The 23,773-nt window shown below is 41.0% G+C and carries 19 protein-coding genes; 16 read left to right on the top strand and 3 right to left on the bottom strand.

Annotated features, from left to right (window positions below; translation table 11 throughout):
- Nucleotides 1–138: 138 nt before the first annotated feature.
- A complete protein-coding gene (locus tag EGX73_RS05180; RefSeq protein ID WP_005469767.1) occupies nucleotides 139–2,082 on the bottom strand; it encodes an NAD(P)/FAD-dependent oxidoreductase in 1,944 nt (647 codons plus the stop codon).
- Nucleotides 2,083–2,350: 268 nt separating this feature from the next.
- On the opposite strand from EGX73_RS05180, the gene pplA reads away from it, so the two are divergent.
- The 3 genes from pplA (at nucleotide 2,351) to menA (ending at nucleotide 5,591) form a co-directional block, all read left to right on the top strand.
- Entirely contained in the window at nucleotides 2,351–3,292 is a 942-nt protein-coding gene (gene pplA / locus EGX73_RS05170; RefSeq protein ID WP_003128866.1) for an extracellular electron transfer flavoprotein PplA, read from the top strand.
- 249 nt (nucleotides 3,293–3,541) lie between these two features.
- Nucleotides 3,542–4,618, top strand: coding sequence for an FAD:protein FMN transferase (locus tag EGX73_RS05165; RefSeq protein ID WP_005469775.1), 1,077 nt, complete (start codon nucleotides 3,542–3,544; stop codon nucleotides 4,616–4,618).
- 13 nt (nucleotides 4,619–4,631) lie between these two features.
- Complete coding sequence (menA, locus tag EGX73_RS05160; protein WP_005469776.1) at nucleotides 4,632–5,591, top strand: 1,4-dihydroxy-2-naphthoate polyprenyltransferase; 960 nt, start codon at nucleotides 4,632–4,634, stop codon at nucleotides 5,589–5,591.
- A 100-nt stretch (nucleotides 5,592–5,691) separates the two neighbouring features.
- Here menA and EGX73_RS05155 read toward each other — a convergent pair whose 3' ends face one another.
- The gene (locus tag EGX73_RS05155) at nucleotides 5,692–6,651 is read right to left on the bottom strand and encodes a biotin--[acetyl-CoA-carboxylase] ligase (protein WP_005469778.1); all 960 of its coding nucleotides are present in this window, start codon (nucleotides 6,649–6,651) and stop codon (nucleotides 5,692–5,694) included.
- Nucleotides 6,652–7,090: 439 nt separating this feature from the next.
- On the opposite strand from EGX73_RS05155, the gene rpoB reads away from it, so the two are divergent.
- Both rpoB and rpoC read left to right on the top strand, forming a co-directional pair.
- Nucleotides 7,091–10,708 (top strand): DNA-directed RNA polymerase subunit beta, encoded by a 3,618-nt coding sequence (gene rpoB, locus EGX73_RS05150; protein ID WP_005469779.1) that lies wholly within the window; start codon nucleotides 7,091–7,093, stop codon nucleotides 10,706–10,708.
- 93 nt (nucleotides 10,709–10,801) lie between these two features.
- Nucleotides 10,802–14,452, top strand: a complete 3,651-nt coding sequence (gene rpoC / locus EGX73_RS05145) for a DNA-directed RNA polymerase subunit beta' (protein ID WP_003128876.1) — start codon at nucleotides 10,802–10,804, stop codon at nucleotides 14,450–14,452.
- 43 nt (nucleotides 14,453–14,495) lie between these two features.
- Here the strand turns inward: rpoC and EGX73_RS05140 are convergent, their stop codons facing one another.
- Nucleotides 14,496–15,146 (bottom strand): hypothetical protein, encoded by a 651-nt coding sequence (locus EGX73_RS05140; RefSeq protein WP_029487379.1) that lies wholly within the window; start codon nucleotides 15,144–15,146, stop codon nucleotides 14,496–14,498.
- A gap of 140 nt (nucleotides 15,147–15,286) precedes the next feature.
- Between EGX73_RS05140 and EGX73_RS05135 the strand changes: the two genes are divergently transcribed.
- The 11 genes from EGX73_RS05135 to EGX73_RS05085 all read left to right on the top strand — a co-directional run bounded on the left by EGX73_RS05135 (nucleotide 15,287) and on the right by EGX73_RS05085 (nucleotide 23,480).
- Nucleotides 15,287–15,775 (top strand): DNA starvation/stationary phase protection protein, encoded by a 489-nt coding sequence (locus EGX73_RS05135; RefSeq protein ID WP_003128880.1) that lies wholly within the window; start codon nucleotides 15,287–15,289, stop codon nucleotides 15,773–15,775.
- Between the two features lie 375 nt (nucleotides 15,776–16,150).
- A complete protein-coding gene (locus EGX73_RS05130; protein WP_029487380.1) occupies nucleotides 16,151–16,780 on the top strand; it encodes a ketohydroxyglutarate aldolase in 630 nt (209 codons plus the stop codon).
- 88 nt (nucleotides 16,781–16,868) lie between these two features.
- Entirely contained in the window at nucleotides 16,869–17,354 is a 486-nt protein-coding gene (locus EGX73_RS05125) for a PTS sugar transporter subunit IIB (RefSeq protein WP_003128882.1), read from the top strand.
- A gap of 18 nt (nucleotides 17,355–17,372) precedes the next feature.
- Nucleotides 17,373–18,122 carry a PTS sugar transporter subunit IIC gene (locus EGX73_RS05120; RefSeq protein ID WP_005469783.1) on the top strand — a complete coding sequence of 250 codons (750 nt, stop codon included), beginning with the start codon at nucleotides 17,373–17,375 and terminating at the stop codon, nucleotides 18,120–18,122.
- Nucleotides 18,119–18,958, top strand: coding sequence for a PTS system mannose/fructose/sorbose family transporter subunit IID (locus tag EGX73_RS05115; protein WP_003128884.1), 840 nt, complete (start codon nucleotides 18,119–18,121; stop codon nucleotides 18,956–18,958). The genes EGX73_RS05120 and EGX73_RS05115 overlap by 4 nt, the downstream gene beginning before the upstream one ends.
- Before the next feature lie 21 nt (nucleotides 18,959–18,979).
- Nucleotides 18,980–19,927: a phosphoglycerate dehydrogenase gene (locus EGX73_RS05110; protein ID WP_123866789.1), complete on the top strand. Its 948-nt coding sequence runs from the start codon at nucleotides 18,980–18,982 to the stop codon at nucleotides 19,925–19,927.
- Nucleotides 19,924–20,340, top strand: a complete 417-nt coding sequence (locus EGX73_RS05105) for a PTS sugar transporter subunit IIA (protein ID WP_005469784.1) — start codon at nucleotides 19,924–19,926, stop codon at nucleotides 20,338–20,340. Before EGX73_RS05110 ends, EGX73_RS05105 begins: the two co-directional genes overlap by 4 nt.
- A gap of 3 nt (nucleotides 20,341–20,343) precedes the next feature.
- Nucleotides 20,344–21,234, top strand: a complete 891-nt coding sequence (gene dapA, locus EGX73_RS05100; RefSeq protein WP_003128887.1) for a 4-hydroxy-tetrahydrodipicolinate synthase — start codon at nucleotides 20,344–20,346, stop codon at nucleotides 21,232–21,234.
- An 82-nt stretch (nucleotides 21,235–21,316) separates the two neighbouring features.
- On the top strand, nucleotides 21,317–22,402 hold the full coding sequence (locus tag EGX73_RS05095) for a CdaR family transcriptional regulator (protein WP_003128888.1): 1,086 nt from the start codon (nucleotides 21,317–21,319) through the stop codon (nucleotides 22,400–22,402).
- The gene (locus EGX73_RS05090; RefSeq protein WP_005469787.1) at nucleotides 22,395–22,868 is read left to right on the top strand and encodes a PTS sugar transporter subunit IIB; all 474 of its coding nucleotides are present in this window, start codon (nucleotides 22,395–22,397) and stop codon (nucleotides 22,866–22,868) included. Before EGX73_RS05095 ends, EGX73_RS05090 begins: the two co-directional genes overlap by 8 nt.
- Before the next feature lie 15 nt (nucleotides 22,869–22,883).
- Nucleotides 22,884–23,480 carry an SIS domain-containing protein gene (locus EGX73_RS05085; RefSeq protein WP_003128893.1) on the top strand — a complete coding sequence of 199 codons (597 nt, stop codon included), beginning with the start codon at nucleotides 22,884–22,886 and terminating at the stop codon, nucleotides 23,478–23,480.
- Nucleotides 23,481–23,773: the final 293 nt, after the last annotated feature.

Here is a 23,773-nt window from a genome sequence, read left to right as displayed (position 1 = left end):
CTCATTCTAGCATAATCCGCTGGTTTTCTACTACTTTTAAGAGAAGGTTTTTCTAGTAGATAAAAAAGTGCTTAACTTGGAAAGAGACTGAGACATTGATCAAAGGATCAGGCTGCCTCAGTCTCGTTTAAAAAGCGATTATTTTTTACCGTATAAGGAACGCGGTGTACCGTACCACCATTTACCAAGTGTACGTTGTAACCATGGGATCACCCAACGATCCAAACCAACGGCACGGCCAGAACCGTTCATTAATGCAAAGGCTACTGGGATGAACCAAATGTTAACCCAATAGAACATACCTGACATACAGAATGTCAAGACTAAAACGATTGTCGTTGCATTCACTAACCAAGTAAACAAACCAGCCATCAATGCTAAAGCTAAAGCAATTTCAAAGAAGACCATGAATTTTTGGAAGAACATTGCTACATCGTTGTTAGGCATAATAAATTGCATCACTTTTGTAAACCAATCTGGTGATTTTTCGATCACGACCATTGGTTGTTCGCCGTAGGCATAACTTAAACCAAAGTGAGCTGCTTGGGTTGCTGCTGCGCCGGCAGCATCGCCTGCACCGCTTGCCGCACTGGCAGCGTCAGCTGCTTCACTCGCGCCGCTTGCTGCATCAGCAACAGTTTGATATTCCCAAGTCCAAGGGAATACGCTGTTTCCTTGGAACCAAGAACCTTCGCCAAACCATGTTCCTGGCTTAAAGACTTCACCATTTGTACCTAGAATTTTCTTGAAGGCTTCAACGAACCATACTAGACCGTAGAAGATTCGCAGTGGAACACTCCAAAGAACGTTTCCGTAACGTGAAGTATGACCACGCGCCACTGTCCGATCATCTTTGATATGGAAGATTTCATGCATCAAGTATTGGAACATGTAGTAGCCAGAACGAATGTCAAAGAAGTATTTCAAGTTGACGATATGTTTCATAATGATTGCTAAGAAACCGCTAAGGTGAATCTTATTGAATAAGTTGGCTACGCCCCATTTAGCGCCAATCGATACCATGAATCCTTGGTAATTTCCTTTAAATTTGTGTTTTTCGCCACCTTTGATCGCTGCGACGATATTTGATGCAGCTGTATGACCAGTTTGTTCAGCGGCTTGAACGATTTGTGGTGTTGGTGTATTTGGAAATTCTTCATAGAAGACCAAGTCACCAATGATATAGATATTTTTGTCTTCATAACCTTTTGCTTCCATATATTCGTTAGCAACAAGGCGGAAACCGCGAGCAGTTTCTAGACCAAAGTCTGCAGCGTCGCTCGTTCCTTTCACACCAGCTGTCCAAATCAGTGTATAAGTTGGGATCGTTGAACCATCTTTTAATTTGATGTGATCTTCAGCCACTTCAACGATTGGTGCGTTCAGAACTAATTCGACATTTTTTTGTTTCAAGTAGCGTTCTGCTTTGGCAGCATCGTTACGATCCAACATGTTAAGGATCGTAGGCATTGCTTCGACCACTTTCAAAGTGATTTCGCTTGGATCCAATTTGTAGTCTTCAGCCAAACGCTCTTTCCAGTCGATCAGTTCACCGATCATTTCAATACCGGTAAAGCCAGAACCGCAGACAACGAAAGTCAACATTGCTTTACGAAGTGCTGCATCAGGCTCGATTGCTGCTTTAGCAACAGTTTTTTCGATGTGTTCACGAATGCGAACAGAATCTTCAAATGACCATAGAGTAAATCCGTGTTCTTTTACTCCTGGAGTGCCGAAGTCATTTGGTTCGCCACCCATACCTAAGATCAAGTAATCAAAGGAATAGCTGCCTTGTTTTGTTTGTACGACTTTCTTTTCTTTATCGATAGCAGTTACCGTGTCGGTTACTAAGCGAACATTTTTCTTACGTGAAAATAAACGTTGCAAGTCATATTGGATTGCGGTCGGCTCGACACGTCCCCCGGCAACCTCGTGCAGTTCGGTCATCATGGTGTGATAAGAGTGACGATCGATCAATGTTATTTCTACATCATTGTCTTTTTTCAATTTTTTTGCCATGTACTTGGTTGCTGAAACACCGGCATACCCTGCACCGACAACGACAATGCTTTTCTTTGCCATTGCAAATCTCTCCTTAAAAAAAATAATCTATGATAATAAATACACAATCGTTCCTATTATATATAGAAATCCATCGTTTGTCTAACTCTTCTGATAGGAAAATACGATATTTCATGAAATTCGTGAAAATTTGCGAAAATCAAAAAAAGTTCAAAAATATTCACAAAAGCCATAGGGAAGCGGTTGACATATTTCTAATTTACTTTAAAATGTTAGATGAATCACAAACTTTTTTTGTGGGAAAATAATTAGTAAAAGGTGGAGCATTATGAAAGCAAAGAAATTAATGGTAGGTATGGCGGTATTTTCATTCTCAGCGTTAGTATTAGCAGGTTGTGGATCTGACAACAACACGTCAGCTTCTTCGTCAACAAAAGAAAGTACTTCACAAGTCGCTAGCAGCGAATCAGCAACAGCAACTTCTGAATCAGAAGCGAAAGTAGTCGCAGGAGCACCATTGCAAGATGGCACATATAAATTAGAAGAAAAAAATTATTCAAACGATTACCGCGTAGTTTTTGAAATCACTGTTAAAGATGGCAAAATCACTGAATCTAAATATGACAACATCAATGCAGACGGCGAATCAAAAACAAAAAATGCGGAATACAACGAAAACATGAAAGCCAAAGCAGGAATCAGTCCAGAAGAATTTATTCCTAAATTCAATGAAGAATTGGTTGCGGCACAAAGCCCTTCAGCAATTGAAGTTGTTTCTGGTGCGACACACTCATTCGATTCATTCCAAAACTATGCACAACAATTGATCCAAGCTGCTCAAGCAGGCAACACAGATACAATCGAGATCGACAACGGTGCAGACTTGAAAGATGGTACGTATAGCTTAGAAGAAAAGAACTATTCAAATGGCTACCGTGTAGCATTCTCAATCACTGTCAAAGACGGCAAAGTGTCTGAATCTAACTATGACTATGTTAACGAAGATGGCAAATCTAAAAAAGATGATGCGGAATACAACGAAAACATGAAAGCAAAATCTGGTACAAACCCAGAAGAATTTATTCCAAACTTCAACGAAGCATTCGTGACAGCAGTAAATGCTGAAGATGGTTCAGTTGCTGATATGGATGTTGTTTCTGGTGCGACACACAGCTTCCACAGCTTCGTGATCTATGCACAACAATTGTTGAACGCAGCAGAAAAAGGGGACGAAACACCTATCCAAGTGGACAACATCGTCACTGAATAATTCATAAATGAACAAGCGGTATTCTGATGTAGAGTACCGCTTTTTTTATGTTCAAAAGCGCTAAATAACCTACCAATAATAAAAAAATTCTAGTAGAAAACCTTCCTACGTGGACTCCCTCTGTCTGATAAAGAAACAGAAGAGATTAAAGAATCGCAAAAGAAACTAAGATTCTGGCGCCAACCCTTTTCATTTTAGAAAAAAAAAGCTATTATAATAAAATTGAATACAACAGAAAAGAGGAAGACCATGAAAAAGAAATTACCGTTTTTTGCATTGATTGTTTTTTTTATCACAATATTATCCGCTTGCGGCAGTGAAAAAGAAACTGTTCAATTAAGAGACGAACCATATTTTCAAGAAGAATTTTTATTAGGCACGTATACACGCATCAGAATTTACGATGAAGGCAAAGAATCTGCGATGAAACCAGCGTTTGCCCGCATCAAAGAATTGGGAGACAAGATTACGATCAACCAAGCAGGATCAGAAGTTGACGAGATCAATGCCCAAGCTGGAATCAAACCAGTCAAAGTTTCTGATGATATTTATTTTCTATTGAAGGATGCCTATGACTATAGCAAAAAATCTAATGGCGGGTTCAATATGGCTATCGGTGCGATCACCCAATTGTGGCGGATTGGATTTGATGATGCTCGCAAACCGGAACAATCGGAAATTGATGAAGCACTAAAACATATCGATTATCGGAAAGTTGAGTTCAATGATGATGAGAAGACCGTCTATTTAAAAGACAAAGATATGATCATTGACTTAGGAGCGATCGCTAAAGGATATATCACGGATGAAGTAGTCAAAGTATTGAAGGAACAAGGGGTTACCTCGGCAATCGTTGACTTAGGCGGCAATGTCTATGTGTTAGGACATAGCAATCGTGGTGAAGACGAACCTTGGAATGTGGGGATCCAAGATCCCAACGAAGCCCGCGGTTCCATTATTGGCAGTATCAAAGAAACCAACAAAACGGTGGTCACTTCAGGAATCTATGAACGCTATTTGAAAGTCGACGGCAAAACCTATCACCATATCTTTGATTCAGAAACAGGGTATCCGTATGACAATGACATTGCCAGTGTATCTGTGATCACAGATAAATCGATCGATGGCGATGGTTTGACGACGGTGGTTTTTGATAAAGGGATCAAAGCTGGTTTAGAATATATCGAGCAGCACACCGACAAAGGAACAGATGCGATCTTCATCACGAAAGAAGGGATCGTCTATGTTACGGATGGAATCAAAGATACCTTTAAGCTGTCTGAAGAATCAGGTTACACGATGGGCGATCGTGCCGATTTAAAATAAGAGGAGGGATCTTGTGTCTCTTGCAGTATTTTTAGAAGTTGTTGAGATTCGGACTAAGGTTGCAAGTATTTTTCCGTTTATTATGGGAATCTTGTTTTCTCTCGTATACTTCCATGAATTCCATCCATTGAACACCATTATATTTTTTGTAGGGATGATCTTGTTTGATTTAACGACAACATCGATCAATAACTACATGGATTTCAAAAAAGCAAAGTCTAAGGTTTATAAGTATGAACAAAATGTGATCGGTCGGGAAAAGATTCCCGAAACCCTTGTACGGAACATGATTTTTGGCATGTTGGCGCTAACGTTGTTGATCGGTCTTTATCTGACTTGGATGACAGGCTGGCTTTTATTGCTGATGGGATTAGTCGTATGCTTTATCGGGGTGTTTTATACCTTTGGGCCGGTTCCCTTATCTCGGATGCCATTGGGGGAAGTCTTTAGTGGAATGACGATGGGATTAGGTATTTTTGCCATCACCATCTATCTGAACACTGTCACACAAAAAGTTTTTTATTTAGACATTGATTTTGCGACCGGAACCTTCGGATTAGTGGGTCATCTGTGGGCGGTATGTGCCATTGTATTAGCATCCTTGCCCCTTGTATTTACGATTGCCAATATTATGTTGGCAAATAACTTGCGTGATTTAGAAACAGATATTGAGAACCACCGGTACACATTGGTTTATTACATTGGTCGGACCAACGGCATTCATCTTTTCCAAGGATTGATGCTGGCATCCTACGGTGCGATTTTGATCGGATTTTTGTTTGGTCTTTATCAGTGGCCGATTTTACTCGTCTTTCTAACCTTACCGAAGATTCGCCAAAACTTGAAAGAGCATCAAGCAAGTTTGCCTCACCCAAGAAGCTTTGGTTATTCAATCAAAAACATGATTTTATTTAACAGTAGCTATGCTCTAGGCCTAATTTTATGCCTGATCTGGCAAATGCTCGTTCACTAAATAGCAAGACAAAAACCCGTCAGACAAAGAATGGCTGCATCGTAAGAGCAGTCTTTCTTGATCTGACGGGTCTTTGTTTGGTTTTTTGAAAAAAATGCTGCTAAGAATATTTCTCCAGACTGATTTCACCAGAAGAAAGGACTTTGACATCATCTGTTGTCCGAACCACTAATTCACCAGTAGCAGTGATGGACTCTGCGACTCCTTCATAGCGGATGCCTTGTTGTGTGAAGCAAACGGTTTTACCAAGAACAAATGATTTCTGACGATAAATAGTTAGATAATCATCAGCCGGTAATTGATCCAACAAGTCAAAGAAGCGTGTCCATACTGCTGCGATCAAGCGCGCACGATTGACAGGAGCTTCCCCAGTTGGAAAGAGAGAGGTTGCCCTTTGCTGGATATCTTCTGGGAAAGCTGTCTGAGGGATCGCAAAGTTGATGCCTATGCCGATGACGATCGAAGCGATGCGGCCACTTTCAAAGTCACTAGTGGCTTCAGATAAAATACCGCAGACTTTTTTTCCTTCTAAGTAAATATCGTTGACCCACTTGATTTGTGTTTCTTTGCCGGTCAACTCATCGATTGCTTGTGCCACAGCTACCGCTGCCAATAATGTGTATTGAGGCAACTCGCTGAAGGTATGATTTGGCTTCAGCAATAAGCTCATATAGATTCCTTTTCCTTTGGGTGAAAAGAAAGGACGATTGAATCGACCATGCCCGCCTACCTGTGTTTCTGCTAAAAATAGAGCCGGAGTCGAAAGTTCAGATAAAGCAGCTAGCTTTGCTTCTTTCATCGTGGTCTCAACTTGGTCAGCGATCTGGATCGTTGCTACCATCGGCAGTGCTTCCTGTAACGTGCGTTGTTCGTAACGATCTGCTGATAAATAGCGATAGCCGCTGGCTGAATGTTCAAAGCGGTAGCCTTTTTTCTCTAATTCTTTAATCGCTTTCCAGACGGCAGTCCGTGATATGTCCAATTTTTGGGCAATTTTTTCTCCGGATAAAACGGAGGTTTCTTGTTGCAACAATGCCAAAATCTTTTCTCTAGTTGTCATAGTTGCTCCTTTCAAAATGTTTCACGTGTAACGCTCATGCTTTTTTTGCTAGCATAGCAAGAAAACAAGAAAATGCAAAGAAATTTCTCGTCATTTTTTCTAATTTTAGAGAATCCTTTCTTAAAGAAAACTTAGAATTTGCATGCATCGGAAAAGCGTTGCAACTTTCAATGAAAGCTTGACATCAATGTGCTTCATCTGTATAATAAGGAGTTGCAAAAACTATCTGAAAGAAAAAAGCAGAAACGAAATATTGTCCGTTTCGGCTTGGGAATAAGGAAACAAAAGTAGAAAATGCCCATTGCATCTGTTCTATTTTTGGTTTTTTTTTGCCTAAAAGCCGCAAAAAATGCTTTCTGTAATATATATTTAATATTTGTTACAGTTTTGTAAATAATCGGATAGCCTTTTTGAAAGACTTTATGAAGAGGTGAAGAGCTTGGCTGGACACGTAGTAAAATACGGAAAGCACCGCGAACGTAGAAGTTTCGCACGGATCAGTGAAGTATTAGAATTACCGAATTTGATTGAAATTCAAACCGACTCTTACCAATGGTTCTTAGATGAGGGCCTAAGAGAAATGTTTGAAGATATTTTGCCAATCGAAGGATTTAACGGCAATTTGTCCCTAGAATTTGTAGACTATGAATTGAAAGAACCTAAGTATACAGTGGAAGAAGCTCGTGCACATGATGCCAACTATTCGGCACCTTTGCATGTCACATTGCGTTTAACAAACCGTGAAACTGGCGAAATCAAGTCACAAGAAGTCTTCTTTGGCGATTTTCCATTAATGACGGAACAAGGTACGTTTATCATCAATGGGGCAGAGCGGGTCATCGTTTCTCAGTTAGTCCGTTCACCAGGTGTTTATTTCCATGGGAAAGTCGATAAGAACGGAAAAGAAGGATTCGGCTCAACTGTGATCCCTAACCGCGGTGCGTGGTTAGAAATGGAGACAGATGCGAAAGACATCTCTTATGTACGTATTGACCGTACTCGGAAGATTCCTTTGACTGTGTTAGTGCGTGCCTTAGGGTTTGGTTCAGATGACACGATCTTTGAAATTTTTGGAGACAGTGATTCGTTACGCAACACAATCGAAAAAGACTTGCACAAAAATGCAAGCGACTCTCGGACAGAAGAAGGACTGAAAGATGTTTACGAACGTCTGCGTCCAGGCGAACCCAAAACGGCTGACAGCTCACGCAGCTTGTTGAATGCTCGCTTCTTCGATCCAAAACGCTATGACTTAGCAAATGTTGGTCGTTACAAAGTAAACAAAAAATTAGACTTGAAAACACGTCTATTGAATTTGACATTAGCAGAAACATTGGTTGATCCTGAAACTGGCGAAATCATCGTCGAAAAAGGAACTGTGTTGACTCACCAAGTGATGGAAACATTAGGTGCCTTTATCGATAATGGTTTAAATAGTGTTACTTACTACCCATCAGAAGACGGTGTTGTTACAGAACCAATGACTGTTCAAGTCATCAAAGTCTTTTCACCAAAAGATCCAGAACAAGAAGTGAATGTTATCGGTAATGGCTATCCAGATACGACCGTTCGTACAGTACGTCCAGCGGATATCATTGCTTCTATGAGCTACTTCTTCAATTTAATGGAAGGTATCGGCAATGTTGATGATATCGACCACTTAGGAAACCGCCGCATTCGTTCAGTTGGGGAATTATTGCAAAATCAATTCCGAATCGGACTTGCTCGGATGGAACGTGTCGTTCGTGAACGGATGTCAATCCAAGACACAGAAACATTGACACCGCAACAATTGATCAATATTCGTCCTGTTGTAGCAAGTATCAAAGAATTCTTTGGTTCTTCTCAGTTGTCACAGTTCATGGACCAGACCAACCCATTGGGTGAGTTGACCCATAAACGTCGTTTATCAGCCTTAGGACCTGGTGGTTTGACGCGTGACCGTGCTGGATATGAAGTACGGGACGTTCACTATTCCCACTATGGCCGGATGTGTCCGATCGAAACGCCTGAAGGACCGAACATCGGGTTGATCAATAGCTTGGCGTCTTATGCCAAAGTCAATAAATATGGCTTTATCGAAACCCCTTATCGTCGTGTTGATCGGGAGACTGGCCGTGTGACAGATCAAATCGACTATCTGACTGCAGATATCGAAGACCATTACGTCGTTGCCCAAGCAAACAGTTTGCTGAATGAAGACGGTACATTCGTGAATGATGTTGTTATGGCTCGTGCGACTTCTGAAAACTTAGAAGTGTCGATCGACAAAGTGGACTACATGGACGTTTCACCTAAACAAGTAGTCGCAGTCGCAACAGCTTGTATCCCATTCTTGGAAAACGATGACTCCAACCGTGCCTTGATGGGTGCCAACATGCAGCGGCAAGCAGTTCCATTGATCAACCCTAAATCACCATGGGTTGGTACTGGTATGGAATACAAATCAGCCCATGACTCAGGTGCTGCATTATTGTGTAAACAAGATGGAATCGTCGAATATGTGGATGCTGCTGAAATTCGCGTTCGTCGCGACAATGGCGCATTAGATGTTTATTCGGTAACGAAATTCCGTCGTTCTAACTCAGGAACAAGTTACAACCAACGCCCACTTGTAGCCCTTGGCGAAAAAGTAGAAAAAGGCGACATCCTTGCAGATGGCCCATCCATGGAAAATGGTGAAATGGCATTAGGACAAAACGTTCTAGTCGCATTCATGACTTGGGAAGGGTACAACTATGAAGATGCCATCATCATGAGCCGCCGTTTGGTGAAAGATGATGTCTACACTTCTGTGCATATTGAAGAATATGAATCAGAAGCTCGTGATACAAAATTAGGACCTGAAGAAATCACTCGTGAAATCCCGAATGTCGGGGAAGACGCATTGAAAGATCTAGACGAAATGGGTATCATCCGCATTGGTGCGGAAGTCAAAGATGGCGATCTGTTGGTTGGTAAAGTAACGCCTAAAGGGGTAACGGAACTATCTGCAGAAGAACGCTTGCTTCATGCAATCTTTGGTGAAAAAGCCCGCGAAGTCCGCGATACTTCTCTGCGCGTACCTCACGGTGGTGGTGGAATCGTCCATGATGTGAAAATCTTTACCCGCGAAGCTGGCGATGAATTGTCACCAGGTGTCAATATGCTCGTTCGCGTGTATATCGTTCAAAAACGGAAAATCCATGAAGGGGATAAAATGGCCGGCCGTCACGGAAACAAAGGGGTCGTTTCTCGCATTATGCCAGAAGAAGACATGCCTTTCTTACCAGACGGTACACCAGTTGATATCATGTTGAACCCATTAGGGGTGCCTTCACGGATGAACATTGGACAAGTATTGGAATTACACTTAGGAATGGCTGCCCGCCAATTAGGAATCCACGTTGCTACACCAGTCTTTGATGGTGCCAGCGATGAAGATGTCTGGGCAACAGTTGCAGAAGCCGGCATGGCTAGCGACGCCAAAACCGTTTTGTATGATGGCCGTACTGGAGAACCATTTGATGGTCGAATCTCCGTAGGTGTCATGTATATGATCAAATTGGCCCACATGGTCGATGATAAATTACATGCCCGCTCAATTGGACCATACTCATTGGTTACGCAACAACCATTGGGTGGTAAAGCACAATTTGGTGGACAACGTTTCGGGGAAATGGAAGTTTGGGCACTGGAAGCATACGGTGCTGCTTATACCTTGCAAGAGATCTTGACGTACAAGTCAGATGACGTTGTTGGTCGTGTGAAGACATACGAAGCGATCGTTAAAGGGGAACCAATTCCAAAACCAGGCGTACCAGAATCATTCCGCGTATTAGTCAAAGAATTGCAATCACTTGGTTTAGACATGCGTGTCTTAGACATTGATGATGCAGAGATTGAATTGCGTGATATGGATGATGACGATGATGACTTGATCACCGTGGACGCCTTAACAAAATTTGCCGAACAACAAAATGCTCGTGAAATTGAGCAACAAGCACAAACAGAAGCTAAAAATGCCGCCGATGATTTGAACCAACAAATCGAGACAGCAGAAGATCGCTTGCAATAATAGAAACGAGGGGACACCCGTCAAAATCAGACGGAGGTCTCAACCTCGTGTTCTATCGGATATGTCCATGAAATGAAATGGAGGGAACCTTTTTTGATCGATGTAAATAAATTCGAAAGTATGCAAATCGGTTTGGCTTCTCCTGAAAAAATCAGAAGCTGGTCTTACGGTGAAGTAAAAAAACCTGAAACCATTAACTATCGTACGTTGAAACCTGAACGCGAAGGGTTGTTTGACGAGCGTATTTTCGGCCCAACCAAAGACTGGGAATGTGCCTGCGGAAAATACAAACGAATTCGTTATAAAGGAATCGTTTGTGACCGTTGCGGTGTTGAAGTCACTCGCTCAAAAGTTCGTCGTGAACGGATGGGTCACATTGAATTAGCGGCACCTGTATCACATATTTGGTACTTCAAAGGCATTCCTTCACGGATGGGTCTAGTGTTAGACATGAGCCCACGTGCCTTGGAAGAAATCATTTATTTTGCTTCTTATGTCGTGATCGAGCCAGGAAACACTAGTCTTGAGAAGAAACAATTATTGACTGAACGGGAATACCGTGAAAAACGTGACCAATACGGTCAAGAATTTTCAGCAGCGATGGGTGCTGAAGCCATCAAACAATTGTTGGATGGTGTGGATCTAGACGGCGAAGTGGCCGAACTAAAAGAAGAATTGAAAAATGCGACCGGACAAAAACGGACACGTGCGATCCGTCGTTTGGATATCTTAGAAGCTTTCCGTGCTTCAGGAAACAAACCAAGCTGGATGGTCATGGATGTTATTCCAGTTATCCCGCCTGATTTGCGCCCAATGGTCCAATTAGAAGGTGGCCGTTTCGCAACAAGTGACTTGAACGATCTTTATCGCCGTGTAATCAACCGGAACAACCGCTTGAAACGTCTATTAGACTTAAATGCACCGAATATTATTGTTCAAAATGAAAAACGGATGCTCCAAGAAGCAGTGGATGCCTTGATCGATAATGGTCGTCGCGGTCGTCCAGTTGCAGGACCAGGTAACCGTCCATTGAAATCTCTTTCTCATATGTTGAAAGGGAAACAAGGTCGTTTCCGTCAAAACTTGCTAGGTAAACGTGTTGACTATTCTGGTCGTTCCGTTATCGTCGTTGGTCCATTCCTAAAAATGTATCAATGTGGATTGCCAAAAGAAATGGCGATCGAATTGTTCAAACCATTTGTGATGCGTGAATTGGTTTCTCGTGAAATCGCGTCAAACATCAAAAATGCGAAACGTAAAATCGAACGCCAAGAAGATGAAGTTTGGGATGTCCTAGAAGACGTCATCAAAGAACACCCTGTTCTTTTGAACCGGGCACCTACGTTGCACAGACTTGGAATTCAAGCATTTGAACCTGTATTGGTTGAAGGCCGTGCGATTCGTTTGCACCCACTAGTCTGTGAAGCCTACAACGCCGATTTCGATGGAGACCAAATGGCTGTCCACGTGCCATTGAATGAAGAAGCGCAAGCCGAAGCACGGATGTTGATGTTAGCAGCACAAAACATCTTGAATCCGAAAGACGGTAAGCCAGTTGTAACACCATCTCAAGATATGGTCCTAGGGAACTACTACTTGACGATGGAAGAAGAAGGCCGCGAAGGGGAAGGCATGATCTTCCGCGACATGGACGAAGCAGTAACAGCTTGGCGCAATGGTTACGTGCATTTACACACCCGTATTGCGATCAATCCAAACACATTAGGGGACAAACCATTTACTGCAGAACAAAAAGAACGCTTGATGGTAACGACTGTTGGGAAAGTGATCTTCAACTCGATCATGCCAACAGAATTCCCTTACTTGAATGAACCAACAGATTTCAACTTGACAGTCCAAACACCAGATAAGTACTTTGTCGAAGCTGGAACAGATATTCCTGCTTTCATCAAAGAACAAGAACTAGTCGGACCATTCAAGAAGAAAAACTTAGGAAATATTATTTCTGAAGTCTTCAAACGTTTCCGCATCACTGAAACATCACGGATGCTTGACCGCATGAAAGACTTAGGGTATAGCCATTCTACAATGGCCGGTATCACTGTAGGTATTGCAGATATCATGAACTTGCATGAAAAACATGACATCATCGAAAATGCCCACAAACAAGTTGAAACGATCACGAAACAATTCCGTCGTGGTTTGATCACTGATGATGAACGTTATGAACGCGTAATCGGTGTCTGGAATGCCGCGAAAGATGAGATCCAATTGAAACTGATGGAATCATTGGAAGCGAAAAACCCAATCTTCATGATGTCTGATTCTGGAGCCCGTGGTAACATCTCCAACTTTACTCAGCTTGCTGGGATGCGTGGATTGATGGCTGCGCCGAATGGACAAATCATGGAATTACCGATCATTTCAAACTTCCGTGAAGGACTTTCTGTCTTAGAAATGTTTATCTCTACTCACGGGGCTCGTAAAGGAATGACCGATACCGCCTTGAAGACAGCCGATTCTGGTTACTTGACTCGTCGTTTGGTTGACGTGGCGCAAGATGTCATCATTCGTGAAGAAGATTGCGGAACCGACCGTGGCTTAGATATTCAAGCTATTCGTGAAGGTAACGAAATCATCGAATCATTGGAAGAACGCTTGATTGGACGTTACACACGTAAATCAGCGATCCATCCAGAGACTGGTGCAGTCATTGTCGGACCAGATCAATTGATCACTGAAGACCTTGCCAAAGAAATCGTTGACGCAGGAATCGAAACTGTTTCGATCCGTTCCGTCTTTACATGTAATACAAAACATGGTGTATGTAAACATTGTTATGGTCGTAACTTGGCAACTGGTTCAGAAGTTGAAGTTGGTGAAGCAGTTGGTACGATCGCTGCCCAATCAATCGGTGAACCAGGTACTCAGTTGACCATGCGTACATTCCATACCGGTGGGGTAGCCGGTGATGATATCACTCAAGGTCTGCCTCGTGTCCAAGAAATCTTTGAAGCCCGTAATCCGAAAGGTCAAGCGGTCATCACTGAAGTTACCGGTGAAGTAATCGATATCTCTGAAGATGCGTCTACTCGTACGAAAGAAGTGACGATCAAAGGGGAAACTGATACTCGGACCTATACTGTACCATTTACCGCACGTATGAAAGTGGTCGAAGGAGACTTTATCCATCGTGGTGCACCATTGACAGAAGGATCAATCGATCCAAAACAATTGCTGCAAGTACGTGACGTCTTGTCTGTTGAAAACTATCTATTGCGTGAAGTACAACGCGTTTACCGTATGCAAGGGGTAGAAATCGGCGACAAACATATCGAAGTAATGGTTCGTCAAATGTTGCGTAAAGTTCGTGTCATGGATCCAGGTGATTCAGACATCTTGCCAGGAACATTGATGGATATCGCTGACTTTAAAGACCGCAACTACAACACATTAGTTGCCGGCGGGGTTCCTGCTACCAGCCGCCCAGTCTTACTTGGTATCACAAAAGCATCCTTGGAAACAAACAGCTTCTTATCTGCTGCATCCTTCCAAGAAACAACGCGCGTGTTGACAGATGCTGCGATCCGCGGGAAGAAAGATCCATTACTAGGATTGAAGGAAAATGTTATCATCGGTAAGATTATTCCTGCAGGTACTGGTATGGCTCGCTACCGTGAAATGGAACCAAAAGAAGTCACTGTTGCGAGTGAAAATGTCTATAGTATTTCCGACATTGAAGCGCAAATGGCTGCAGAAGATGCATTGAACAACCAAAACTAAACAAAAGCCCGCTGTTTCGCTAATGAAACAGCGGGCTTTTTTGTTAAAGGAAACGCACGATGACTAATGCTAAACTCAAACAAGGAACAAAGGGCAGCATTCGTAATTGGTTTCTGACAAACAGCTTATGCAATGAAAAAAACAAGAGCCCGCAGCAGCTAGCGATAATCAACAGCCACAGGAGTTGGTGAGTAGACAGCCAAGGCGCCCAACCACCAATCAAGAATAAGTCACCATCTCCCAGCTGTTCTTGCCAAACGAAAAAGAATAATGGCAGAAGCAGCAGGAAGTTCTGCCAATGAAAAGGCTGTGCGTTCATGAGATTGGTAAAAGCCAATAAAAACAAAGAAGGATAGAGAATCTCTCCCTTGACACTATAATCGTAGAGATCTGTCAAAGTGAGGAGGTAAGCACTGTTCAACCAGACCAACGCCAGCCAACACTCCCCTACGGATGGTTGTAGGAAAGCAAGCCAGATCAGCCAAGCATAAACGCTTTTTGCCAATAAACTAGCAGCAGTGCAATCCAATAAAACTTGAGCATGCTTGATAAAAGGAAAAAATGGCTGCTGGGCCACGGAATAGAAAATAGGAGGTTTTCTATGAAAATCATCAAAATATTCGCTTGGATCATCCTGCCAGTAAATGGTTTGAATAAACGCATATACCGCTGCACCTAAAATATACCCCCACATCAGATACACTGTCTCCTCCTCCTTTGCCTCATAAAGAAATACGTGAAAAGCTGAGAAATTTTCTCAAGTAGTAGGTTTTGGTGTACTTTTTTTTAGATTCATACTATGCTTGAAATAGAGAATTTAAAGGAGGAATCGTAATGAAATTTGAACAAACAAAAGAAGTGTTGAATCAACTCGTTGCTGACTTAAGTCAAATGGCAATGGTCGTTCACCAAACACACTGGTACATGCGAGGACCTGGCTTTTTAACTTTACATCCAATGATGGATGATTTTATGGATGACTTGAATGATCAATTAGATGTGATCTCTGAACGCTTGATCACATTAGATGGCTCACCATACTCAACATTACGGGAAATGGCAGACAATACACAAATCCCTGATGAAATCGGCAACTGGGACCGTACGATCCCAGAACGTTTAGCTACACTTGTTGAAGGTTATCGTTATCTAGCTGACTTATACCAAAAAGGGATTGAAGTCAGTGGTGAAGAAGGCGATGATCCAACACAAGATATCTTTATCGGCTTCAAAACAGATACTGAAAAACGTATCTGGATGATCCAAGCGCACCTAGGTGAAGCGCCTCAAATCGATCCAGCAAAATCACGTGTGCGTCATTGATTCAGTGAGCATAAAAAAGATTTCTGATCAAACTGTATAAATAGAGTGGAAACCGGAACAGAAGTGTGACTTCTGTTCCGGTTTTTTTCTTTTGCTAAAGAACCTGTCCTTCAGATAGTTCGGTTAAATGAACGATTTTACGCTAAATCTGTCCTTTATTAATGATCAGGGCTTCTTTCGATTTCCAATTTTTTATTCCAAAGTCCACTACTACAGGGTTGTTTTGCTAAAAAATACCTTTTTAAAAGCGATAGAAAACGCTTTCGTATCAAGTGGATTGTGTCTGTCATCCAAAAAAGGAGATTTTTTTCGTTTGTTCAAACATATGAATATTTTCCCATTCGATTTAAATTATAGGTGAGGTGAGGAGAAATGATGAAAAAAATGAGTGTTACACAGAGAATCTATCAAACCGGTGCATTAGCAATTGTCCGCACGGAATCCTTTGAACGAGCGTGTGAAATTGCTGATGGGTGTATCGCCGGTGGTGTACCAGTGATGGAAATGAGTTATACATTGAATAGTGCTGGCGACATCATAAAAAAATTGACAGAAAAATATGGGGATCAATTATGTGTGGGTGCAGGGACAGTTTTTGATAGCGAAACAGCCAGACATGCAATACTGCATGGTGCACAGTTTATTATTGCACCGAATTATTCAAAAGAGGTTGCAAAGATATGTAACCGATACCAAATACCTTATGCACCGGGCTGTACTTCCTTTACAGAGGCTGTCGATTCATTGAGTGCGGGAGCTGCTTTCATCAAAGCCTTTCCAATCTCGGATTTTTATGGTTCTAAACTAGTAACTGTCTTTAAAACACCGATTCCAGATATGCCAATTTTAGCTAGTGGCGGGATCAATCTTGAGAACATAGAAACATGGCTACAACGTGGCGTTGATGTCTGTGGTATCGGGAGCCTATTGACAAAAGGAACGGTGGCAGAAATTAGGACCAATGCGGAAGCGATTCATACTGTCGTCCAAAAATACCGTAAGTAGTTTTGGAAAAAAGAGTGGGTAAAGGAAATTTAACAAGCAACAATTAGAAACCGCTTACTAAGTAATAGGAAAGAAAAGGGGAAAATATATGAGTATTGCACTGACAAGAGTAGATTTTAGACTAATTCATGGACAGGTGATCACTCGCTGGCTAAAGCAATGTGATATCAACGAAATCGTGACAGTAGATACAGCACTAAGCAAAGATGAGTTTATGCAAGATGTTTTTAAAATGGCTGCACCTAAAGGGGTTCGGATTCGGATTCTTTCTGTCGAAGAAGCTGTCGCAGCGCAAGAAAATGGCGAATTTGAGAGAAATCGTATTTTGGTTTTACTAAAAAGTGTTCAAGAATTGACCAATGCGATCAACGCCGGTTTGGCATTACCCGAAATTCAAATTGGCGGCTTAGGTGGGGGCCCTGGTAGAAAGGCAGTCAACAATGCCATTACGCTTGATCGCAAAGATGCCGATCAATTATTAGCGATTGAGTCTAAAGGAATCAATGTCTATTTTCAAACGACACCAGATTACCCTTCAGAAACACTTCAAAATGCAGTAAAAAAATTAGCATAAAGAGTAAGGAGTGAAAACATGGTTATTCAATCAGCTTTAGTCGGTTTAATTTATTGGTTAGCAATGGGTCGTGCGAGTTACTTCGTTTCTTTTGCCTTTAGAAAACCGGTAGTTTTAGGTGTTTTTATTGGTCTCGTATATGGGGATGTTCAAGCTGGACTATTATATGGAGCAACGATTCAGTTGATGTACATGGGTGGGATCGAGGCTGGTGGGAATATTCCAAGCGATCAAGCTTTAGCAGCATGTATCGCTATTCCAGCAGCCTTAGCTAGTGGTCTAGAGGCTAGCGCAGCAGTTGCTTTAGCAGTACCATTCGGTGTACTTGGTGTATTGATCAACAATGTTCGTCGTACGATCAACTCATTTTATAATACGCGTGCTGATGCGTTGGTTGAAGCGAATAAATATGATCAATTGTCTTTATTCTCTTTCGTGATTCCTTGGTTAACGAACGGTGTTCTATACTTTACACCGGTATTTATCGCAACCTTATTTGGCACAAATGTCATTCAGGCATTCTTAAATGTTATTCCGGAATGGTTAATGAATGGATTAGCCAATGCAGGAGGAATGTTGCCGGCATTAGGATTTGCATTGACTCTGGTCGTGATGGGTAAAAAACAATATTTACCATTTTTCGTTTTAGGGTTCTTTATGTATGCAGTTCTAGGATTCTCAATGTTGACAGGGGCAGTCTTTGCTGTATGTATTGCAATGATTAGTTCATTATTCAAACAAAATTCTGATGAGGGGGAATTTGCATGAGTGCAGAAATGACAGTTGCTACTGAAAAAAAGGTTACGAAATTGGATTTGTTAAAAGCATGGTGGAAATGGACATTAGCTGTCGAGGTTCCGGTTAGCTTTGACCGAATGCAGGCTTTAGCTTTCAGCTATTCATTAAATAAGACACTTCAAAAAATTTATAAAGATGACCCAGAAGAATTACAAGCAGCGATGAAACGACATGTACAAATGTTTAATACGAATTGTGATTGGGGAAGTATTATTCATGGAATCGTCATTTCTTTAGAAGAACAGCGGGCTAATGGAAATGAAGAGATTACACCTGAAGTCATCGAGTCGTTAAAAATTGGTTTAATGGGACCTTTAGCAGGGATTGGTGATAGCGTCGACCAAGGTATCGTAGCTACAATACCACTCGCGATTTTTGTACCTATGGCTTTGAACGGATCAATTCTAGCAGCATTTATCCCAGGAGTTATCTACATCGCATGGAGTTTTGGCTGGTCATGGTTTTTGATTAATAAAGGATACACTCTAGGAAAGAGTTCTGTATTAAATATTTTGAATTCTGGATCAATCAAAAAAGTCATCGACATTGCGAGTATTGTTGGTCTCTTTATGATTGGGTGTCTGTCTGCGGCGTATGTCAATTTTTCGACGATTCTTGAATTTAGCAATGAAACAGGGACAACCTCGGTTCAAGAAATTATTGACGGTATGCTACCGAGCTTTCTGCCTTTCTGTTTAGTTATGGCAATGTATTTTTATATCATGAAAAAAGGACCCAAATACCTGCAGATCATTATTGCGACGATGCTCTTTGCAATCGCGCTAACCTTTTTTGGTATTTTGTAAGGAAGATTGGAGAAAACGCAAATGAAGATAGTCATTACACCTCGCGGTTTTGCAAATTATGGGGAAAAGGAATTGGACAAACTGCGTTCTCACGGATTTCAAGTGAGTTATAACAACACTGGTCAAGCTTATTCACCTGAAAAATTTCTTGAATTATCAAAGGATGCGGATGGGATTATTGTTGGTGTCGATCTTATTGATCAGGCATTTATCGATCAGTGCCCACAGTTAAAAGTGATTTGCAAATTCGGTGTCGGAACCGACAACATCGATGTTGCTTACGCGGAATCGAAAGGAATTTATGTTGGACGAACCATTGGCTCTAATTCTATCGCTGTCGCAGAACATGTTATGGCGTTAATTTACAGTGAATCAAAAAATATTTATGAAACGGTTCGTGAAGTCAAAGAAGGAGAATGGCAGAAACCTACCGGCAGAGAATTATATGGAAAAACAATTGGTATCATTGGATTTGGTGCGATTGGGAAACAGTTAGCACGACAAGCACAGGGTGTTGGGATGCATGTTCGGATTTATGACGTTTATGATGTGCCGGTTGAAGAGCTGAAACAGTATGATGCAGAGCAACTAGCATTGGAAACATTGCTGCAGGAATCGGATTACGTCTCCCTACATTTACCTTTAACGGAAAAAACTAAAAATCTAATCTCAACTGCTGAATTAAAGAGAATGAAAGATAATGCTTGTTTAATCAATACTGCACGAGGAGGCATTGTTGACGAGGAGGCGTTATCTAAAGCTTTAGCTGGGAAAGTCATTCGCAGTGCTTGTTTCGATGTATTTAGTTCAGAGCCGCCGAAATCTGAGGACCCATTGCTTGCGAGGGAAAACTTCTATCTAACACCCCATACAGGTGCCAGAACGATTGAATCCGAAGCCAGAACTTGCGAAATTTCAACGGATATTGTTTTGAGTAAATTGCTAAACTATGAAGGAGAGAGAAAATGACTAAATTGAATCTAGTCGTGGCAACTCACGGATCATTTGGCGCAGAATTGATTCGTTCGGCTGAAATGATCGTAGGAAAGACGGTGAATGTCTATAGCCTATCACTGCTTCCCGATAAATCTTTTGAAAACTTTTTGGCAGAAGCCAATGAATTATTTGAAACCATTAGTGGGCCAACGATTGCTTTAGTTGATCTATTTGGAGGAACACCCTCCAATGTACTGACGGCGTTGACCAAAAAATACCAGCATAAAGTGGTGACTGGTGTAAACTTGCCAATGTTTATTGATTTATATATGAAAGGCACAACTGCCGAGACGATTGATCTGGATGCGTTTGTTGAGAGTTGTTTTACGGTTGCAAAAGAAAGTGTTGTTTTAACAAATGAACAGTTGTTGAGTGAAGGAGACTAAAAGATGTTTGAAGGAATAATTACCCCAATTGTCACCCCTTTTCATAGAGATACAGCTGAAACCATCAATTATGAGGCAATGGAAAACTTGGTGGATCATCTGATTGAAAAAGGTGTGTCTGGAATATTCCCCTTAGGAAGTAACGGGGAGTTTCATGTGTTAAATTCAGAAGAAAAAATGGCTTTTTCAAAAGCGGTCATTGATCATGTGGCAAAACGAGTACCTGTTTATATTGGAACTGGCGCATGTTCTACAAAAGAAACGATCGAACTATCACAAAAAGCGGAGTCACTGGGAGCCGATGCTTTATCTGTCATAACGCCTTATTTTATAACCCCATCTGATGAAGAAATTTTGCAGCATTATCAAAAGGTAGCGAACAGTGTACAGATCCCAATCATTCTATACAATATTCCTAAAAATACTGGATGTAATATTTCGAAAGAAGTTTTGAGAGAGTTGACAAAATTACCCAATGTTTTAGGAATCAAGGATAGCAGCGGAGACTTGAACAACTTAAAGGACTACCTAGAAGTAACTGAGGGCACAAAGGTTAACGTGTTGGTTGGATCTGACTCGAAAATTTTAGCCGGCTATAAACTAGGCGCATCTGGGGCAATTGCTGGTACAAGCAATTTAATCACGGAAACGATCGTGAGCTTGGATCAGGCAATCAGAGGGAATAACTGGGAATCAGCGGAGAAATTACAAAATGACATTGAAGAATTACGTGGTGCACTAAAATTAGGAACAGTACCTTCAATATTAAAAAGAGCAATTGAATTGGCTGCGATTGCCGAAGTAGGTCCCGCTCGACGACCAGTGAAAGAAACAACAGCATCCGATGACAGGAAAATTTTGTCTATGCTAAAGTATTACAATTTAATTGATTAAGTGTGAGGATTCTTTAAAAATTTGTTGATAAGAAATGTTATGTTTATGCTGGATCCGTATTTTTTAGCTTGAGGTGAATATAATGAATTTGGAGCAAATTTTTAAAGAATTTATTTTTGTTGTACAAGAAAACCCCAAATATACGATTGGCCTTATAGATAATTATGGAAAAGTTATTTCCAGTAGCGATAAAAGAAAAAATGGTACTTTGATCGACCTAAGTCAACAAGGTAAAGACGACCACTTCTATAAAATTGCTGTTGAAGAGAAAGACTATGGTTATTTATGGGTAAATGGACAGGATGATAGTTTAAGTATTGTGGCAAATTTGCTGTCAGAGTCGCTTAAAACAAGAATTATTTATGAAATGAATCAAGAAGCTGCTAGACAAAGTTTAAGTTTGGAAGAACAATTGATCAAAGCACTGATTGCCAAGAGGAATTTTAGCATTGACGAAGTTCTGCGTCTTGTTCAAGAACTGCACATTGATGGAACAAAGCCAAGAGTAGCAATCCGTATAGTCAAAGGAACAGCTTTTGATGTGCAAGAAGTGACAAACTTAAAGTACAAAATCAATGAAGATGAGACTATTTACTCATTGATGGCAGATAATGAGATAATTATGTTTAAAGTCATTCCAAAAAATTTGATGGAGCTGACGGTCAAAGACTATCTCAACAGTTTTATTCGCGATCTGCAAGAATGGGGATTAAGTGACTGCTATTTTTATGTAGGCAGTGTGCAAAATAAGTTGCGGCTATTCCAGTCAAGCTATCAACATACATATTGGCTGAAGAGAAATTTTGCAATGGAAGGACAAAAGATTTACCATTTTTGGGACTACGTCCTTAATTACCTAGCAAATCGAGTTCCTCACCAAGAAGTAACGAATCTGTTTGATTATTTTAATGGAGGAATCAACAAAATTGATACTGCTGAACTGATCAGTATTGCAAGACATTTATACACTAATGATTATAATCTGACACAGACAGCAGAAAGTTTGTTTTTACACAAAAATACTCTAGTGTATAAAATCAAACGATTTGAGGAACTATTTCATATCGATATTCGTGGGAGTTTTCAAGGTAAGATCCAGTTTTATTTACTAGCTAACTATTTAAGTGATAATGACAAGCGTGAGCAGGCAGGTGAGATCTATGAGTAAGAAAGTGAAATTAGTCAGAGTGGACAAACGGTTGTTGCATGCAACAGTGGCATTGAATTGGAACAACTTCATTAATGCTAGTTATATCGCGATTGTAGATCCTACTCATAAAGATGATCCTTTCCTGGAGAAAGTTTTGCAGCTTAGCTTTTCTAATAAAAGTAAAGTTAGTATCTTCTCAGTCGATCAATTATTGGAATTTTTAGCACAGGACACGGAAGAAAAATGCAATGTAATGATTATTTTCAAAAATATTTGTGCGCTAAGAGAGGCTGTGAATAAGGGGTTTTCTTCAAAAGAAGTGCAACTTCCTTATCCAGCAAGTCGAATTCTCTTGAAGAAAATCGATGAATATTTCACTCAGGAAGAAATGACAGCTATACGAGAAATCCAAGAAAAAGGCGTCAAGTTTTTCTTCCAAACGACACCTATGGATACAAAAGATTATTCGGTTTTCAATAAATAGAAATCAGGTGAAAGAATGGGATTGAGTTATGATCAGTGTGTACTAGATGAATTGGCTTTAGCGATGGACAAAATCGATGAAGGATCTTTAGAAGCTGCGAAAGAGACGATTCTCCAAACAGAAGCTGACGGAGGGCGCGTCCATGTAACGGGGATCGGAAAACCCTCTTATGTTGCGGGATATATTGCTTCATTGCTTTCATCCACCGGTACGCCAAGCTATTTTTTAGATGGAACGGAAGCGGTCCATGGATCAAGTGGTCAAGTAAAAGCTGGTGATGTAGTGATCGCTATTTCTAACAGTGGGGAAACCAAAGAACTACTCTATACAGTTGAGACACTTAAGAATAATGGTGCAAAAATTATCGGCGTCTCCAAAAGAAGTGACTCTACGCTCAGTCATTTATCGGATGTTTCCCTATGCGCGGCAGTTCATAAAGAAGGGGATCTATTGAACAAGCCGCCTCGCTTATCGGTTTTGGTACAAATTATTGTTTTACAAAAGCTATCGCTACTCTTGCAAGAAGCTCGAAAGTTAACCCCAGAAATGTATGTGCAATGGCATCCAGGGGGAGCGATTGGCGAGTCGCTAATACAGCAGGAAAATTGCTAAAGGATACGAATTTTGATTAGATGATTTTTGATTAAGATAGGTAACAATCAAAAGGTTAGTTGTTCTTAATCCAACAGGTACTTGTATAGGAAAACGATAACAAGTTTTTCACTATCAGAATTTATAAAGCACAGGCTTTCGTATTTCTGATAGACATAAAAAAGGCTTTGACAGAAGCCCTTCAGCAAACAGAATAATCAAACGATGAGATTGTCTCTGCAGTTAGCAGAACCGATTCGCAAATAGGTAATGGATCACACCATTCATTTATCATCGTTGAGATTATTTTGGTT

This window comes from Enterococcus sp. FDAARGOS_553, from assembly GCF_003812305.1.
Lineage (GTDB): Bacteria > Bacillota > Bacilli > Lactobacillales > Enterococcaceae > Enterococcus_D > Enterococcus_D gallinarum.
This window is presented reverse-complemented; position numbering and strand designations above follow the sequence as displayed.

Coding starts and splice junctions, on each gene's coding strand:
- EGX73_RS05180 (WP_005469767.1), bottom strand. CDS start 2,082: ATGGCAAAGAAAAGCATTGTCGTTGTCGGTGCAGGGTATGCCGGTGTT.
- pplA (WP_003128866.1), top strand. CDS start 2,351: ATGAAAGCAAAGAAATTAATGGTAGGTATGGCGGTATTTTCATTCTCA.
- EGX73_RS05165 (WP_005469775.1), top strand. CDS start 3,542: ATGAAAAAGAAATTACCGTTTTTTGCATTGATTGTTTTTTTTATCACA.
- EGX73_RS05155 (WP_005469778.1), bottom strand. CDS start 6,651: ATGACAACTAGAGAAAAGATTTTGGCATTGTTGCAACAAGAAACCTCC.
- EGX73_RS05140 (WP_029487379.1), bottom strand. CDS start 15,146: ATGTGGGGGTATATTTTAGGTGCAGCGGTATATGCGTTTATTCAAACC.
- EGX73_RS05135 (WP_003128880.1), top strand. CDS start 15,287: ATGAAATTTGAACAAACAAAAGAAGTGTTGAATCAACTCGTTGCTGAC.
- EGX73_RS05130 (WP_029487380.1), top strand. CDS start 16,151: ATGAAAAAAATGAGTGTTACACAGAGAATCTATCAAACCGGTGCATTA.
- EGX73_RS05125 (WP_003128882.1), top strand. CDS start 16,869: ATGAGTATTGCACTGACAAGAGTAGATTTTAGACTAATTCATGGACAG.
- EGX73_RS05120 (WP_005469783.1), top strand. CDS start 17,373: ATGGTTATTCAATCAGCTTTAGTCGGTTTAATTTATTGGTTAGCAATG.
- EGX73_RS05115 (WP_003128884.1), top strand. CDS start 18,119: ATGAGTGCAGAAATGACAGTTGCTACTGAAAAAAAGGTTACGAAATTG.
- EGX73_RS05110 (WP_123866789.1), top strand. CDS start 18,980: ATGAAGATAGTCATTACACCTCGCGGTTTTGCAAATTATGGGGAAAAG.
- EGX73_RS05105 (WP_005469784.1), top strand. CDS start 19,924: ATGACTAAATTGAATCTAGTCGTGGCAACTCACGGATCATTTGGCGCA.
- dapA (WP_003128887.1), top strand. CDS start 20,344: ATGTTTGAAGGAATAATTACCCCAATTGTCACCCCTTTTCATAGAGAT.
- EGX73_RS05095 (WP_003128888.1), top strand. CDS start 21,317: ATGAATTTGGAGCAAATTTTTAAAGAATTTATTTTTGTTGTACAAGAA.
- EGX73_RS05090 (WP_005469787.1), top strand. CDS start 22,395: ATGAGTAAGAAAGTGAAATTAGTCAGAGTGGACAAACGGTTGTTGCAT.
- EGX73_RS05085 (WP_003128893.1), top strand. CDS start 22,884: ATGGGATTGAGTTATGATCAGTGTGTACTAGATGAATTGGCTTTAGCG.